Origin of the sequence: Actinophytocola algeriensis (assembly GCF_014203735.1) — a bacterium.
In the GTDB taxonomy this organism is placed as follows: Bacteria; Actinomycetota; Actinomycetes; order Mycobacteriales; family Pseudonocardiaceae; genus Actinophytocola; species Actinophytocola algeriensis.
The window spans coordinates 192754-207239 of record NZ_JACHJQ010000004.1; the positions used below are offsets into that span (position 1 = coordinate 192754).

Annotated in this window: 9 protein-coding genes; 6 read left to right on the forward strand and 3 right to left on the reverse strand. The window is 69.9% G+C overall.

Annotated features, from left to right (window positions below; translation table 11 throughout):
* The first annotated feature begins 91 nt into the window (after window positions 1-91).
* From FHR82_RS18770 to fxsT, 6 genes are all read left to right on the forward strand, one after another.
* A complete protein-coding gene (locus FHR82_RS18770) occupies window positions 92-1153 on the forward strand; it encodes an AAA family ATPase (protein ID WP_184811762.1) in 1062 nt (353 codons plus the stop codon).
* Window positions 1150-2988, forward strand: coding sequence for a vWA domain-containing protein (locus tag FHR82_RS18775; protein WP_184811763.1), 1839 nt, complete (start codon window positions 1150-1152; stop codon window positions 2986-2988). Before FHR82_RS18770 ends, FHR82_RS18775 begins: the two co-directional genes overlap by 4 nt.
* A 196-nt stretch (window positions 2989-3184) precedes the next feature.
* On the forward strand, window positions 3185-4129 hold the full coding sequence (locus tag FHR82_RS18780) for an effector-associated domain 2-containing protein (protein ID WP_184811764.1): 945 nt from the start codon (window positions 3185-3187) through the stop codon (window positions 4127-4129).
* Window positions 4130-4167: 38 nt separating this feature from the next.
* Window positions 4168-5643, forward strand: a complete 1476-nt coding sequence (locus tag FHR82_RS18785; protein ID WP_184811765.1) for a VMAP-C domain-containing protein — start codon at window positions 4168-4170, stop codon at window positions 5641-5643.
* Window positions 5640-6674, forward strand: a complete 1035-nt coding sequence (locus FHR82_RS18790) for an AAA family ATPase (protein WP_184811766.1) — start codon at window positions 5640-5642, stop codon at window positions 6672-6674. The genes FHR82_RS18785 and FHR82_RS18790 overlap by 4 nt, the downstream gene beginning before the upstream one ends.
* Window positions 6675-6755: 81 nt before the next feature.
* The gene (fxsT, locus tag FHR82_RS18795; RefSeq protein WP_184811767.1) at window positions 6756-11147 is read left to right on the forward strand and encodes an FxSxx-COOH system tetratricopeptide repeat protein; all 4392 of its coding nucleotides are present in this window, start codon (window positions 6756-6758) and stop codon (window positions 11145-11147) included.
* A 1-nt stretch (window position 11148) separates the two neighbouring features.
* Here fxsT and FHR82_RS18800 read toward each other — a convergent pair whose 3' ends face one another.
* The 3 genes from FHR82_RS18800 to FHR82_RS18810 all read right to left on the reverse strand — a co-directional run bounded on the left by FHR82_RS18800 (window position 11149) and on the right by FHR82_RS18810 (window position 14419).
* Window positions 11149-12852: an HEXXH motif domain-containing protein gene (locus FHR82_RS18800; RefSeq protein WP_184811768.1), complete on the reverse strand. Its 1704-nt coding sequence runs from the start codon at window positions 12850-12852 to the stop codon at window positions 11149-11151.
* A gap of 77 nt (window positions 12853-12929) precedes the next feature.
* Window positions 12930-13100, reverse strand: a complete 171-nt coding sequence (locus tag FHR82_RS18805) for an FxSxx-COOH-like cyclophane-containing RiPP peptide (protein WP_184811769.1) — start codon at window positions 13098-13100, stop codon at window positions 12930-12932.
* A gap of 152 nt (window positions 13101-13252) precedes the next feature.
* On the reverse strand, window positions 13253-14419 hold the full coding sequence (locus FHR82_RS18810) for an LCP family protein (protein WP_184811770.1): 1167 nt from the start codon (window positions 14417-14419) through the stop codon (window positions 13253-13255).
* Window positions 14420-14486 lie beyond the last annotated feature (67 nt).

Consider the following 14486-nt stretch of genomic DNA (forward strand, 5'->3'; position numbering starts at 1 on the left):
GGGTGCGGGGGAACGGGAAGCACGCGATCATCAGTCACAGGAAGGGGGCGTCGCACCAACGGGATGTCCTGAGGACGCAGGAGGTTCCACCGTGCACGCCACGAAGACGGTCACGCCCGCGCAGTTGCCCGAGGTGCTGCTGAACGTCGCCGTCGTGCGGCCCGTGTTCCTCTGGGGTGCGCCCGGGATCGGGAAGTCGTCGCTCGTGCGGCAGTTCGCCGCGTCGCTCGGGCTGGACTGCGTGTCGCTGATCGGTACGCAGCTCGCGCCGGAGGACCTCATGGGGGTGCCGCGGATCGTCGACGGGCGCAGTCAGTTCTGCCCGCCCGTGGAGATCGCCAGGGAGACGCCCTACGTGTTGTTCCTCGACGAGCTGAACGCCGCCGCACCCGATGTGCAGAAGGCGTTCTACTCGCTCATCCTCGATCGGCGCATCGGGTCCTACGAGCTGCCCGCCGGGTCGGTCGTGGTGGGTGCCGGGAACCGCGCCACCGACCAGGCGCTCGCGCGGCCGATGGCGTCGGCGCTGGTCAACCGGCTCGTGCACATCCACCTGCGCGCCTCGGCCGCCGACTGGCTCACCTGGGCGGTCGACAACGGCATCCACCCGTGGATCGTCGAGTACCTCACCCAGCGGCCGGACCACCTGTGGAGCCAGCCGCCCAAGACCGAGGAGCCGTTCTCCACGCCCCGGGCCTGGCACATGCTGTCCGACGTGCTGATCTCCTACGGTGATGACGCGTTGAACGACGACACCGTCGCGTTGCTCGGGCACGGCACCCTCACCCCGAAGCACGCGAGCGCGTTCCTGGCCTACCTCAAGGTCGCCCGCCACGCCTACGACCTCGACGCGATCATCAAGGGCGACCGGCGGTGGCCGCACGCGCCGGAGGACCGCGACCTGCTGTACTTCCTCGCCGAGACCTTCCGTGCGCGGCTCGCGAAGGAGCTGCCCGCCGACCGGCGGCACGCGTCCGGCGGGGTGCGCCAGTTCGCGTTCCGCGCGAAGGCACTGCTCGTCGAACTGGCCGAGCTCTCGCTCGAGATGGCGCAGCTCGTCATCGCGGAGGACGCCGAGGGGACGCCGCTGCCCGCGTGGTTCCTCGTCGAGGCCGCGAGGGACATGCCCCGGCTGGTCGCCGCCCGGTCATGAGCAAGAAGACGTCCGAGGCCGAGCGGCGGGAGCGCAGGGCGAAGGCGCGGGCGGCGGGCTGGGCGGCGGTCCGCGACCACGCGGTCCTGCGCAGGCTCGCCGACGCGGTCCACCTGCGCCCCGAGGTGAGCCTGACCGGCGTCGACGCGTGGGCGGTCGTCGACGCGCACGGCATGGTCACCGTCAACGCCGAACGCGACGGGGAGCCTGCCGAGTGGGCGTGGGTGTTCGCGCACCTCCTGCTGCACCTGGGCCTCGGCCACGCCGAGGGGGACGACCACCACGACCGCGTCCACACCGTCGCGTGCTGCGTGGCGGTCAACCGGTTCGCGCAGACCGTGCGCGTCGGCCGCGCGCTGGTGCTGATGCCGGAACTGCCCGGTGACAACGAGGACGCGCTGGCCAGGCGCTGGCGCGACACCGGGGTGCCACCCGAGTTCGCGGCACTGGGCACCAACGGCGACCACCCGTGCCTCGTGCCGTCGTCGGCCACGGACTGCCGGCCCGTGAAGAAACCCCAGTGGGACCAGCACTTCGCGCTCGGGCTGACCGACGCGGCCACCGAGGCGATCACCCGTGCCGCGGAGTCCCGAGGGCAGACCGCGCACCTGCGGCCGCGTCGCGAGTGGGACCGGGCGCTGTCGTGGTTCGTCTCGTCGTTCCCACTGCTCGGCGCGGTGGCCAGCGGGTTCACGATCGTGGTGGACGCCGACGTCGCGCGGGCGTGGAACATCAGCGTCGCCGCGGTGTCGGCCGAGCACGGCGAGATCTACGTCAATCCGCACACCTCGCTCACGGCGGAGGAATGGCGGTTCGTGCTGGCCCACGAGATGCTGCACGCCGCGCTCGGCCACGACCGCCGCGCGCAGGGCCGCGACCCGTACCTGTGGAACGTCGCCTGCGACTTCGTGATCAACGGCTGGCTCGTCGCGATGGCCGTCGGGCACCTGCCCGACGGCGGGCTGTTCGACCAGCAGCTGACCGGGCTGTCCGCCGAGTCCGTGTACGACACGCTCGTCACCGACCTGCGCAGGGCGCGGCGGCTGCGCACGTTCGGCACGCCCGACGGGGACGTGCTCGGCGACTGGCTGTCCGAGCCGGACGCGGCCGCGCGGCGGAGCTCCCGGCGCACGACGGGCAGGCCGATGCCGTGGGACCGCGCGAAGAACGTGGACCTGGACGACTTCTACCGCCGCGCCCTGTCGCAGGGCCTGGAGTACCACCACACCAGCGGCCGCGGCCTGCTGCCCGCCGGGCTGGAGGAGGAGATCCGGGCGCTGGACCACCCGCCGCTGCCGTGGGACGCACAGCTCGCGCGCTGGTTCGACGAGCACCTGCGCACACCGGAGCCGAAGCGCACCTACGCCCGTCCGTCCCGCCGCCAGGCCGCGACACCGGACATCCCGCGGCCGGGCAAGCTGCGCCCGGAGGAACTGACGCCACGGCACACGTTCGGCGTCGTGCTCGACACGTCCGGCTCCATGGACACCGAACTGCTCGGCAAGGCACTCGGGGCGATCGCGTCGTACGCGCTCGCCCACGACGTCCCGGCCGCACGGGTCGTGTTCTGCGACGCCGTCGCCTACGACGCGGGCTACCTGGCGCCGTCGGACATCGCGGGCCGGGTGACGGTCCGCGGCCGCGGCGGGACCGTGCTGCAGCCGGGCGTGCGCCTCCTCGAACACGCGCCGGACTTCCCGCCGGACGGGCCGATCCTGGTGATCACCGACGCCGAGTGCGACGTGGTGCGCGTTCGCCGCGAGCACGCGTTCCTGGTCCCGGCTGGTGCGCGGCTGCCGTTCACCCCGAGGGGCCCGGTTTTCCGCGTCCGCTGAACCGTGCCGCTGAACCGTGCCGCTGAGCCGTGCCACCGAGCCCGTGCGATCACGACCGCGTGTTCCCCGTGCCGCACCGTCCGGACTGGACAAATCATGGACACATTGCCCTATTCGCCGAACCGGCCCCATGGCGGCTTGCCCAGGTGAAATGGCGTAGGCATCCTTGATTGACAGCGAGTTGGGGGTGAACAGGATGGCTGAGGACGAGCACACGACGATCTGTGCGGTCGACATCGCCGGTTTCGGCGGGATGTCGCGTACCCGGGTGAACTACGTCGCGCTTCGTGAAGGTATGTACCAGGCTGTTGAACAGGCCTTTCTCCAGTCCGGAATTCCGTGGGCGGACTGTTACCAGGAAGGTGCGGGGGATGGCATCCTCGCGCTCGCACCGGCCACCGTCGGCAAGAGCGCGTTCGCGGAGAAACTGCCCCTGGCCGTGGTTTCCGCACTTCAGGCGCACAATGCCGCGCACCCGCCGGAAGAACGGATGCGGCTGCGGCTGGTGCTGCACGCCGGCGAGATCACGCGCGACAGGCGGGGCGTGACCGGGCCGGCGATCATCCACGCCTTCCGGCTGCTCGACTCACCACCGCTCAAGGAAGCGCTCGCCGAATCCACGGGCGTGCTCGCGGTCATGGTGTCGGCCTGGTTCTACGACGAGGTCATCCGGCACCGCCCCCAGTACGCGCCGGACGAGTACGACCAGGTCACCGTGGATGTCAAGGAGACCAACGGGTTCGGCTGGATCCGGCTCCCCGACGGTGCACGCCGCGCACCGGACAGGCCGCGTGAGGTCGAGCGGCGGTGGCCGAACGCCCCGGCCGGCCGGGGGAAACCGGTCGTCCTCACCCCGCCGGTGCTGCCCGCGTCGCCGGAGTTCTACCAGGTGGTCGACGCGATCGAGGCCGTGCCCTGCATGCAGGACGAGCACCGGCGTGGTCTTGTCGTCGAACAGCTGCGGTTCGCGGGCTCGGTCCGCTACTTTGCCAACCGCAGGGCGCACGTGACGTCGATCTTGCGCACCTGCCTCGACTTCGAGGATGGTGTGGTGGAACTGGTCACGGCGATCTCAGGCCAGGAACCGAGTGGTTCGGCTCCGCTGAACCGGCTCGTGGCGCTGCTCACCGGCGCCGCGTGAACGTTGTTCCGGCCGGAATGCGGGAGAGGAGCGGCCTCGTGGCGTCGAGCGGAGCGGGTGGCGTCGGTGGCCCGCTGTGGCCGCTGGTCCGCGCGTTGCAGGACCTGCCGTGCCTGGCTTCCCAGCAGGACCGGAATTTTGTCGTCCGCCTGTTGAACGACCGCCTCGGTCATCTGCCCATCGAGGAGAGCGCGCGGGTCGAGCAGCACCTGTTCAACATCGTCGAGGTGTGCGAACGCCGGTCCGACGGGCTCGCCGCGCTGCTCGAAATTATAGGTGAACTCGACAAGGGCACGATTTACTTGCGGGAGGTCGAGCGGATCGTCGCGGAACGCGATGCGGATGTGCTGTGGCCGGAAGAGGAGCGCGAACGGCTGTTCGGCTTGTTGTCCGGGATGATCTTCAAGGACCTCGTGGAGCTGTACCACCAGGTGGCCGGTGCGAACGGACCGGAACTGCCGGCCGAAACGACGTATCGCGAGGTATTCCTCACCTTGGAGACTTTGAACGCCGACGCGACCGGTCTGCCCAAGCCGATCGTGTTCGTCGAGTACCTCGCACACGGGCGGCGGCCCGAGCTGTCCACGGAACTGCGGCGGTGGTCCGACCGGCAGGCGAGCAGGCTCAGCGTGATCACCGAACTGCAGGCGCTCCGGCGCGCTTTCCGTGCCCCGCCACCGGGTCCCGCGCCGAACGAGCCCGCGTACCTGGTGCTGTTGCTGCGCCGCGTCGGGCTGGCGGGCGAGTTGTACCAGCTCGACCACTGGTCGCAGATCGACCTTTCCGAAGGGTGGCACCCCAAGCGGGGCACCGACTTCACCGGCACACTGGACGAGGTGAAACGCCAGGTGGCGGTGTTGATCGAGGAAGTGGAAACCAAATGGGCGAAGTACCAGCCGGACATCCGGATCGAAGTAGTTCTTTCGAGTGAATTGTTGAACCTCGACATCGACCAGTGGTCCTGGGAAGTGGAAAGCATGCTTCCACCGGTACCCATCGGTTGTCGTTACTCATTTGCAATTCGCTCACTGGAGCGAATGCAGACAGGGCACTGGCATCGGCACTGGCACGCGCGCTGGAGCGTTCTGACTGGTCAGCTGCAGCTGTACGGCGCGGTCGACGAGGACTCCGCCCAGCACTCCGAGGGGGGTGACGGTATCCGTAGGCTGGTGGCCGATTTCGAGAACAACGCCAAGCTGGTGTCGCTCACCCTCAGTGCCCCGCCGGACGGCTCGGAAGCCGGTGGGGCAGAAGTCGCTGTCGGTCTGCGCGCCGGCGTGCCGATCATGGTTTGGCATCGCGAGCATTGCGATTCGGAGGAGTTCTTGGCGGCCGCGCGCGAGGTGTTGCACGGTGATGGTGCGGGTGTTCTGGAGCGCGTGAAGCAGGTGCGGAACACCGCGTACAAGTCGCACGCGGGGCACGTCGGTCACTGCCTCGCTCTCCTGTGGGACGACCCGATGCGGTTGGTCGTGCCGCCGGACCTCGGCGCGCCGAGGGAGGCCGTGGCATGAGTGCACAGCCGATCGAGACGTCGCGTGCGGACTGGCACGTCTACCGCGGCACGGGGTTGCCCGGGACCGTCGACAAGCTGCCGGATCCGCCGCCGTGGCGCCGGTTCTCCGGGGAGCCCGTGCGCGAGGTGCCCGCCGACGACAGCGGTGAGGCCGACCGCAGGATCGGCAGCAGGCGTGTCGCCGGGTGGGTGCCGAGCCAGCACGAGGTCGCGATGGTCAACGCCGCGATCTACCTGCGGCGCCCGTTGCTGGTGACCGGCAGGCCCGGCACCGGGAAGTCCAGCCTGGCGTACCTGGTCGCGCGGGAGCTGGGACTGGGTCCGGTGCTGCGGTGGCCCGTCACGAGCCGCACCGCGCTCAAGGACGGTCTGTACCTGTACGACGCGATCGGGCGGGTGCAGGAGATCAACGCCCGGCAGGGCGAGGAGCCCGACATCGGGGAGTTCGTGCACCTCGGTCCGCTCGGCACCGCGCTGCTGCCCTACGAGCGGCCCAGGGTCCTGTTGATCGACGAGCTCGACAAGTCCGACATCGACCTGCCCAACGATCTGCTGAACGTCTTCGAGGACGGCGAGTTCGAGATCCCTGAACTGTCCCGGCTCGCGGCCCGTCATGATGAGGTGACGGTGTTGACCGACGACCGCGAGGGCGCCGCGGTGGTGCGCAGGGGCCGGGTCCGCTGCCGGTCGTTCCCGCTCGTGATCATCACGTCGAACGGGGAGCGCGAGTTCCCGGCGCCGTTCCTCCGCCGGTGCCTCAAGCTGCACGTCGACCCGCCGACGTTCGCGCAGCTCGGCGCGATGGTGGCGGCGCAGTTCGGGGAGACCGACGGCGTCGACATCTCCCGGCTGATCACCGAGTTCATGGAGCGCAGCGAGGCAACGGGCGGCCTCGCGTCCGACCAGTTGTTGAACGCCGTGCACATGGCGATGCAGCTGTCCACGTCCGGGGCCTACCAGCCGGACGGGGACTGGAACGAACTGCTGACCGCGATCTGGCATCCGCTCTCGTCGTCCGCGGAGGGGTGATCCCATGCGCGGAGCTTGCGGAGCGGATCACAAGGCGCAGGGCGACCGCGAGCGGCCGCTCGGAGCCCGCGAGGAGCCGTCGTGAGCGGTCTGCCACTGGATCCGCCTGGCGGCGGACCCGGACTCGACTCGGGAATCTTCCCGCATCTGGACGACCGGGAGTCCGGCGGCGAGCCGCGACTGGGTACCGGCGACCTCGAGTGGCGTGAGATCCGCGACGCGCTGTGGCTCGCGCGGGCGATCCACCCCGGTGGTGCGCCGCCGCCGCGAACCGCGGACCCCCCGGCCCAGCCGCGTACGGAACCGCCCCGGTCGTCGACACCGCCGCGGCCACCGGACCCCGCGCCGGACCAGCCCGAGCCGCCGGAGCCCGGCGAGCCGGCACCGGAACCGGTCGGCGAACAGCAACGGGAGGACTGGACGGTCGGCCGCTCGCACCCGGTGCGCGCCGCCGTGTACGACCGCCACGCCTCGGGGGAGACCGCGCCCCTGGTCTGGCCGACCACCCCGGCGTTGCCCAACCGGCGCCTGATCGCGAAGGCCCTTCGCGTCCTCAGCAGGCGGACCGCCTCCCCGTGGCAGGTGGAGCTGGACGAGGAGGCCACCGCGGAGCGCGCCGCGGTGGACCGGTTGTGGCTGCCCGCGTTCCGGCCCGCGTCCTGGCACGAGTTCGAGCTGGTGCTGGTGATCGACACCGCCGGTGCCGCGGACGTGTGGCAGCAGATGGTCCGCGAGCTGTGCGACCTGTTCCGCCGCCAGGGCGCGTTCCGCAACGTCCGCACCCTCCTGCTCGACGGCACCGACGGCGCGGGCGAGGGCATCGTGCTGCGTACCGACGGCCCCGACGGCGCCGTGCGCGGGTGGCGCGACGAGGCCGACCCGACCGGCAGGACCCTCTTCCTCGTCCTCACCGACGGCATCGGCGAGGCGTGGCGCACCGGCGCCGCGCCGCGCGTGGTGGCGTCGTGGGCGCGGCACAGCCCGACCGCGCTGGTGAACCTGCTGCCCGACCGCCTGTGGCACTGGAGCGGTCTCAGCCCCGTGCGGGTCCGGCTCCGCGCCGACCGGCCGGGCGTCCCCAACACGCGGCTGCGGGTGCGCACCGAGGCCGGGGTGTCGGTCAAGGACGAGTCGGCCGTGCCCATCCCGGTCCTGGGGCTCGCGCCCGACTGGTGGTCGAGCTGGGCGCACCTGCTCGCCGTCCCCGGTGCGGGCTGGGTGAACAGCACGACGGTTTTCGTGGAACCGGACGCCGTGGTCGAGGAACCGCTGGTCGCGCCGGTCGACACACCCGAGGAAATGCCGCCGAAGGAACGCGTCCTGCGTTTCCGCACTTTCGCTTCCGTGCCCGCGTTCCAATTGGCCCTTTTGCTGGCCGCGGTACCGCTTTCCATGCCCACGATAAAACTCGTGCAACGGGTGTTGTTGCCGAGTGCGGACATTTCCGCGATCGCCGAGGTACTGCTCGGCGGTTTGTTGCGGAAAACGCGGCTGCGGCCCGATGTCGGCGACGGCGTCGACTACGAGTTCTACGGCGGTGTGCGCGAGGAACTGCTGGCCAGCGGCCGTCGCGGGGACACGGTGCGGGTGGCCCGCCTCGTCGGTGAGCAGCTCGCCGGACGTAATCCGATCGTGCGAAATTTCCGGGACGCGCTGTCCGACCCGGACAACACACCCGAGCCCGATCCGACACCGGAAGCACGACCGTACCTTCGGGTGCAGGAGGCCGTGTTCCGCGCGCTGTCGGGCCGGTACGCCCCCAAAGCCCGCCGCCTGCGGCTCAAGCTGGGAAGAAGCGGAGTTGTGCCGGGCACCGGGACGCAGCTTCCCGGCGTCGCTACGATCACCGGGCCCGCATCGGAGTCCCTAGACTCACAGGAACGACCATTGACGGCTACTGAATCGCGACCTTTGTCCGAAGGAGGCCAGATGACCACGTCCGGAGTGAGTCATTCGGAAAGCACTGGCACTGGTCGGGCTATGTCGCGGCAACCGCAGATCTGGGGTTCGGTGCCGTTGCGGAACCCCGACTTCGTCGGCCGGGAGGAACTGCTCGAACAATTGCGGGTCCGCCTGATGCAACCCGGCGAGGCGACCGCGGTGCTTCCAGAGGCCTTGCACGGAATGGGTGGTGTCGGTAAATCCCAGACCGTCGTCGAGTACATCTACCGGCACGCGACCGAATACGACGTCGTCTGGTGGATCCCGTCGGAACACACCACCCAGATCCGGTCGAGTTTCGTCGACCTCGCCAAGAGGCTCGGCATCAAGGCGGGCAGTGCGGAGACGGCCGTGCCCGCCGTGCTCGAGGTGTTGCGGTCCGGCATGCCGGACCGCAGGTGGATCCTGGTGTTCGACAACGCGGAAGATCCCGCGGTCGTGCGCCATTTCCTGCCGAGGGGCCTCGGGCACGTGGTGGTGACGTCGCGGAACTCCGAATGGGGGACCGTGGCCCGCACCGTCGAGGTCGACCTGTTCACCCGCTCGGAGAGCAAGGAACTCCTGCGCCGCAGGGGCGGCGGCAACATCACCGACGAGGACGCCGACCGCTTGGCCGAGGCGCTCGGCGACCTGCCGCTCGCGGTGGAGCAGGCGGCGTCGTGGCGTGCGCAGACCGGCATGCCGGTCGGTGAGTACGTCGGCCTGCTCGACAAGAACAGCGCCGAGTTGCTGAAGGCCGGCGGGACGAGCGAGTACGAGCTCCCTGTCGCCGCCGCGTGGAACGTCCCGCTCAACCGACTCAAGGACGACCGCAGGGGAGCACTCGAACTGCTCCAGGTCTGCGCGTTCTTCAGCCCAGAACCCATCGCTCGCAGCCTGTTCACAGGCGTGCGCGGCGCTCCGGTCCCGGACGCGCTGGCAGCGGCCTTCGCGGACCCGATCCAGCTGAACCACGCGATCCGGGAGATCAACCGCTACAGCCTGGCGAAGATCGACCACAGCCGGAACACCATTCAGCTTCACAGACTAGTTCAGGCTGTTCTCCGTGATCAGCTGGACCGCACCCAGTGGGACAACATGCGTCACTCTGTTCACCTCATGCTCGTGAACGGCGACCCGGGAGACCCGGACAACGCCGTCAACTGGCCGGTATACGCCGACCTCCTGCCTCATGCGATCAACTCCAAAGCGGTCGACTGCCAGGACAGCTGGGTCCGCAGCCTCGTCACGAACCTGGTCCGCTACCTGCTCGCCTCCGGCGACTACCACGGCGCCCTCAACCTGGCCGAGTCCGCACGGGACGCGTGGACCACCGCCCTGGGCGCTACGCACGTGGACACGCTCACCATGGGCCGCCACATCGGCAGCGCGCTGCGCCGTGTCGGCCGCGTGACCGACGCCCGGGAGACCAGCAGTGAGGTCTACCAGCAGATGCGCGAGAGCCTCGGCGACGAGCACGAGGCGACCATCGCCATGGCCGACGTCCTGCTGGTCGACGACCGGGCCGAGGGCAGGTTCAAGGACGAGCAGGTCAAAGCCACGAGCACGCTGGAGCTCGCCAGGAGTGTCCTCGGTGAGGACGACCCGGCGACGCTGCGCTACGCCAACAACTACGCGGCCACACTGCGTCTCGTGGGTGACTACTTCAAGGCTCGTGACCTCGACCAGGAGACCCTGCGGCGCAGGATCGCGATCCTGGGCGCCAACCACGCGGCGACCCTCAACACCCGCAGCTGCCTCGCCATGGACATCCGTGAGTGCGGGCTCTACGTCGAGGCCTGCGAGATGCAGGAGGACACGAGCACACTGGCCACCGAGGTCCTCGGCCGCGACCACCCGACGACCATCGGTGGCGACCGGTGCCTCGCGGTGGCCCGGCGCAAGGCGGGCCTGCACGAGAAGGCCATGGAGCTGACCGAGGACTGCTACAACCGCTACCGCCTGCGGCACGGTGAGGGCCACCTCGACACGGTGACCGGTCTGATGGACATGACCACCGAGCTGCGCCACATGGGTGATCTGCAGAAGTCCCTGGAGCTCGGGCTGCGCAGCGTGCGGGACTTCGAGAACATCTACTACTCCGAGCACCCGTTCGTCATGATCGCCGCGACGAACCTCGCCGTCACGCGCCGCCTCATCGGTGACGTCGACGAGGCACGCGCGCTGAACGAGCGCGCCATCGCCGGTTTCCTCGAGCGGCTGAACGAGGACCACCCGTACGTGCTCGTGGCGCGGGCGAACCTGGCGAGCGATCTCGCGGAGCTGGGAGAAACCGAGAAGGCCCGACAGCTGGACGAGGACACCCGCGAACGCAGCGTTCGGGTGCTGGGCGCCGAGCACCCGACGACCCTCGCGGTGTCGCACAACCTGTCGATGGACCTCAACCTGCTGGGCAACGGCAACGAGGCCGCGATCCTGCACACCAACACGTCGGCGAGCTTCCGCAAGGTGCTGGGCGACGACCACCCGGCGACGCTGGCCGCCAACCAGAACGTGCGTGCGAACTGCGACACCGACACGATGCAGATGTGAGTCAGAGCGCCGCGCTGAGCCAGGTGCTCAGCGCGGCCGGGTCGGGCGCCCGGTCGTCGAGCGCCCGCACCCGGCGGTGGACCGCGACCGTCACTTCCGGGTGCTCCAGCAATGCCCTGGCGGCGCGGCCTTGCGCACGCAGTGCCAGCCCCAGTCCTGCCCAGGCCTGGGTGTCGTCGGGATCGATCCGGAGCCTCTCGCGGTAGTCCTGGGCCGCGTTCTCGGCATCACCGGTACACAACGCGGCATCCGCGCGCGGCGTGGTGCCCGACAGCGACGCGGGCCTGCGGGCGAGCGCGGCGAATGTCTCCGGCTCGATCGCCTTGGCACGCAACAGGTTCCGTCGGTTGGCGGGCAGCCGCCGCTCGTCCTCGGCCACGATGTGGCTCTGCCAGGGAAGATCGGATGGCGGGGCGGCGCCGTCCAGCCATGCCGCGGTGAGCGCCGCGACGGTCTCGGTGTCCGGTCGTGCGTGGCGCAACCGCCACAGGGCACGGTGATCGTCGACCAGGGTGGTGACGATGTGGGACAGCGCCGGGTCGACCGGAGCCTGTTCACACCTGGTGAGACGCTTCGACACCGCGTCGACCAGTGCCATGCCCGCCGGTGTGAGGCGGTCCGACGAGGTCAGCGTGTGCACCGCACGCCGCACCTGCAGACGCCGGTACGCGATGTCGAAGTCGATGCGCCGCGTCTCGGTGCCGTCCGCGAGGACCCCGTGCCGCACCCAGAACTCCACACCGCACGTGAACGCGTAGATACCGTGCACGACACCGATCAACGGGCGCGGGTCGTCCCGCCAGGGTGCGAGGTGACGCCGCACGTTGTCGTCCTGGGTGAGCTGTACGAGGCCCAGCAACGCGTTCAGCTTCGAGTGCTGCATCTCGTGCACCATCGCCTCGGCGAACTCGGTCGCGGAACCGTTGGCGGACAGACGGATCCCACCGAACGCGGCGGGCGAGGAGGCACCGACGGTGTCGGTGTCCGGTTCGATCGGCACGAGCCCGCGTAGCCCGGCGGCCAGCTCCTGTGCGTAGGCCGGGTGGTTGAGCGCGAGCACGTCCCACGCCTCGTCCAGGACCTTGCGCCATTCGGCGGCGTCGGAGTCGGCGAGGTCGGCGGGTGGGCGTGGCTCACCGAAGCCGTGGTACGGGTCCTGGTCGTCGAGCCGCGCCCGCAGTGTGTGACCGTGGCTCGTGCACGTGTGTTCGCAGGCCGCGGCGAAGGCCGTGTTCGTGCCGTCGAGCGGGATGGACATCGCTGTGCCGACCTGGATTCGCGACTCCCGCCCTGCGCTGTGCACCTCGACCGAGCCGATCGGGAACGTGCCGGGAAGGCGGACGTGCCCGACGGTCGGCAGCGACACGGCACCGTGCCACACCGGCACTCGGATGACGCACGGCACCCCGCAGCGGACCGCGGCCGCGGCGGCCACGTTGTTGAGGTAGCCGAGTTCCCGCCACGGCCCCGTCGATGCCGGCCTCGTGTAGTGCAGTGCACGAGTGAGCCAGACGCCGACCGCCGGGTAGAGCAGGATGTCCGCGAGCGCACCGGGATCTCGCTGTTCGGCGTCAGCGAGCGTGCGCCAGGCCACCTCGGGGTCGACCAGTTTTCCGACCGCGCCGGGGTTGGCTCGTAATTGGTCGAGCAACGCACGCAGGCCCAGTCTGCGGTGACTGTGTTGCGACTGCTCGAGGAAGGCCATGGTGGCGCCGGTGATCGGACCGGCGCTCAGCTCGTCGAACCCTGCCCGGGTCAGTCGGTGCGTGGACAGCGCTGCCCCTATTGGTTCTGTTCCTGCAGCTCGTTGCCTGTGTTGTGCTCTGCGGCGGCGTACGTGCGCTCCAGGGCCGCGACCAGCTCTGATGTGGTGAGATCGCGCAGTTCGGCCAGGGGGACCGTGGTCAGATCGACCAGTTGCGAGCCGAGATCAGCCTCCGTGAGACTTGCCATGTGCCCTCCCCGATCTTCACCATTCTGCACTGATAGTACCTGCTGACAACGAAAATCCCGGGTGCTCGCGGGAACCCGGAACGGGTGTGGGGCAGGTTGTCCTGTTTTTGTCAGGTGGTTCCTGGGGCTGCCGGGCCGCTCATCTGCGGTTTTCAGTTCACGCAGGGGATTCCGCCCGCCGTGATGGGCTGGTCGGGGGATTCCTGGGCGAGCTTCCGCACGACCACCTCGCCGGTGCCCGCCGGGGACGTCTGGCTGCTCGGCGGGGGACCGGTCAGCACAGTCCGCACGTACGCCCGCACCTGCTCCGGGTCGACCTCCACCGCGCTGCCGTCCGACGGGGTCTGGAGGTCGATGCTGCCGGTGGGGATGGTGGAGAACTCGATGTGGTCGCCGGTGAGGGTGGAGACCTGGGCCGCGAACGACATCAGGTCCCAGTTCTTGTCCAGCACCACCGACTTCGTCAGTGCGTCGACCAGCGCGCTGATCCTGGTGGGCGACGTCAGCGTGCCGGAGCTGAACAGCTGGTTCGCCACGCCCGCCAGGAACGCCTGCTGCCTGCGCACGCGGTCCAGGTCGCCGTTCTGCAGGCCGTGGCGCTGCCGCACGAACTTCAGCGCGTCCACGCCCTGCAGCGTCTGCTGCCCGGCGGGGAACACGGCACCCGAGTACGAGTCGTCCACCGGTTCGTTCAGGCACACCGGCACGCCGCCTACGGCCTTCGTGATCTCGCTGAACCCGAACAGGTTGATCTCCGCGTAGTGGTCGATGCGCAGGCCGGTCAGTGCGGACACCGTGGCGATCAGGGTGCGCCTGCCCTCGGTGGTCGACTCGCGTTCGACGGCGGCGTCGTCGGCGCCCTCGCCGCGGAGGCGGGACGCGGCGGCGTTCTTGCCGCGTGCGTAGGCGGAGTTCAGCTTGTGCGTGCCGAACCCGCCCGCGATGTCCACATAGGAATCGCGGGGGAGCGACACCGCGAACGCCTTCTTCTCCGGGTCGGCCGGGAGGTGGACCACCATCATGGTGTCGGTGTTCTGCTCGCCGCTCGCCTCGCCGGCGCGGAGCTCGTCCAGCACGTCCTGGGGCAGCGGGTTGCCCTGCGTGTCGGAGCGGGAGTCGAGGCCCACCAGCAGGATGGTCTGCTCCGTGCGGGGGAGGTCCCGCGCCGAAGGCGGGTCCGCCGGGTCGGCGGCCGTGATCACGTCGTCGCGGACCACGTCACCCTCGGCCGTGCGGTAGGTGTACCAGCCGAACCCGATGGTGGCCAGCACCGCCGCCGACACCAGCGCCACCAGCGCCCTCCCTGCCCACACCAGCATGATCTCGACGTTATGGACGGATTGCGCCCACCGTCCCTCGGTTCTGTAACAGCCACCCGGCGACCCG

What these genes read in the sequence shown, in the direction of transcription:
- FHR82_RS18775 (WP_184811763.1), top strand. Translation starts at nt 1,150, where the DNA reads ATGAGCAAGAAGACGTCCGAGGCCGAGCGGCGGGAGCGCAGGGCGAAG.
- FHR82_RS18780 (WP_184811764.1), top strand. Translation starts at nt 3,185, where the DNA reads ATGGCTGAGGACGAGCACACGACGATCTGTGCGGTCGACATCGCCGGT.
- FHR82_RS18790 (WP_184811766.1), top strand. Translation starts at nt 5,640, where the DNA reads ATGAGTGCACAGCCGATCGAGACGTCGCGTGCGGACTGGCACGTCTAC.
- FHR82_RS18800 (WP_184811768.1), bottom strand. Translation starts at nt 12,852, where the DNA reads ATGGCCTTCCTCGAGCAGTCGCAACACAGTCACCGCAGACTGGGCCTG.
- FHR82_RS18805 (WP_184811769.1), bottom strand. Translation starts at nt 13,100, where the DNA reads ATGGCAAGTCTCACGGAGGCTGATCTCGGCTCGCAACTGGTCGATCTG.
- FHR82_RS18810 (WP_184811770.1), bottom strand. Translation starts at nt 14,419, where the DNA reads ATGCTGGTGTGGGCAGGGAGGGCGCTGGTGGCGCTGGTGTCGGCGGCG.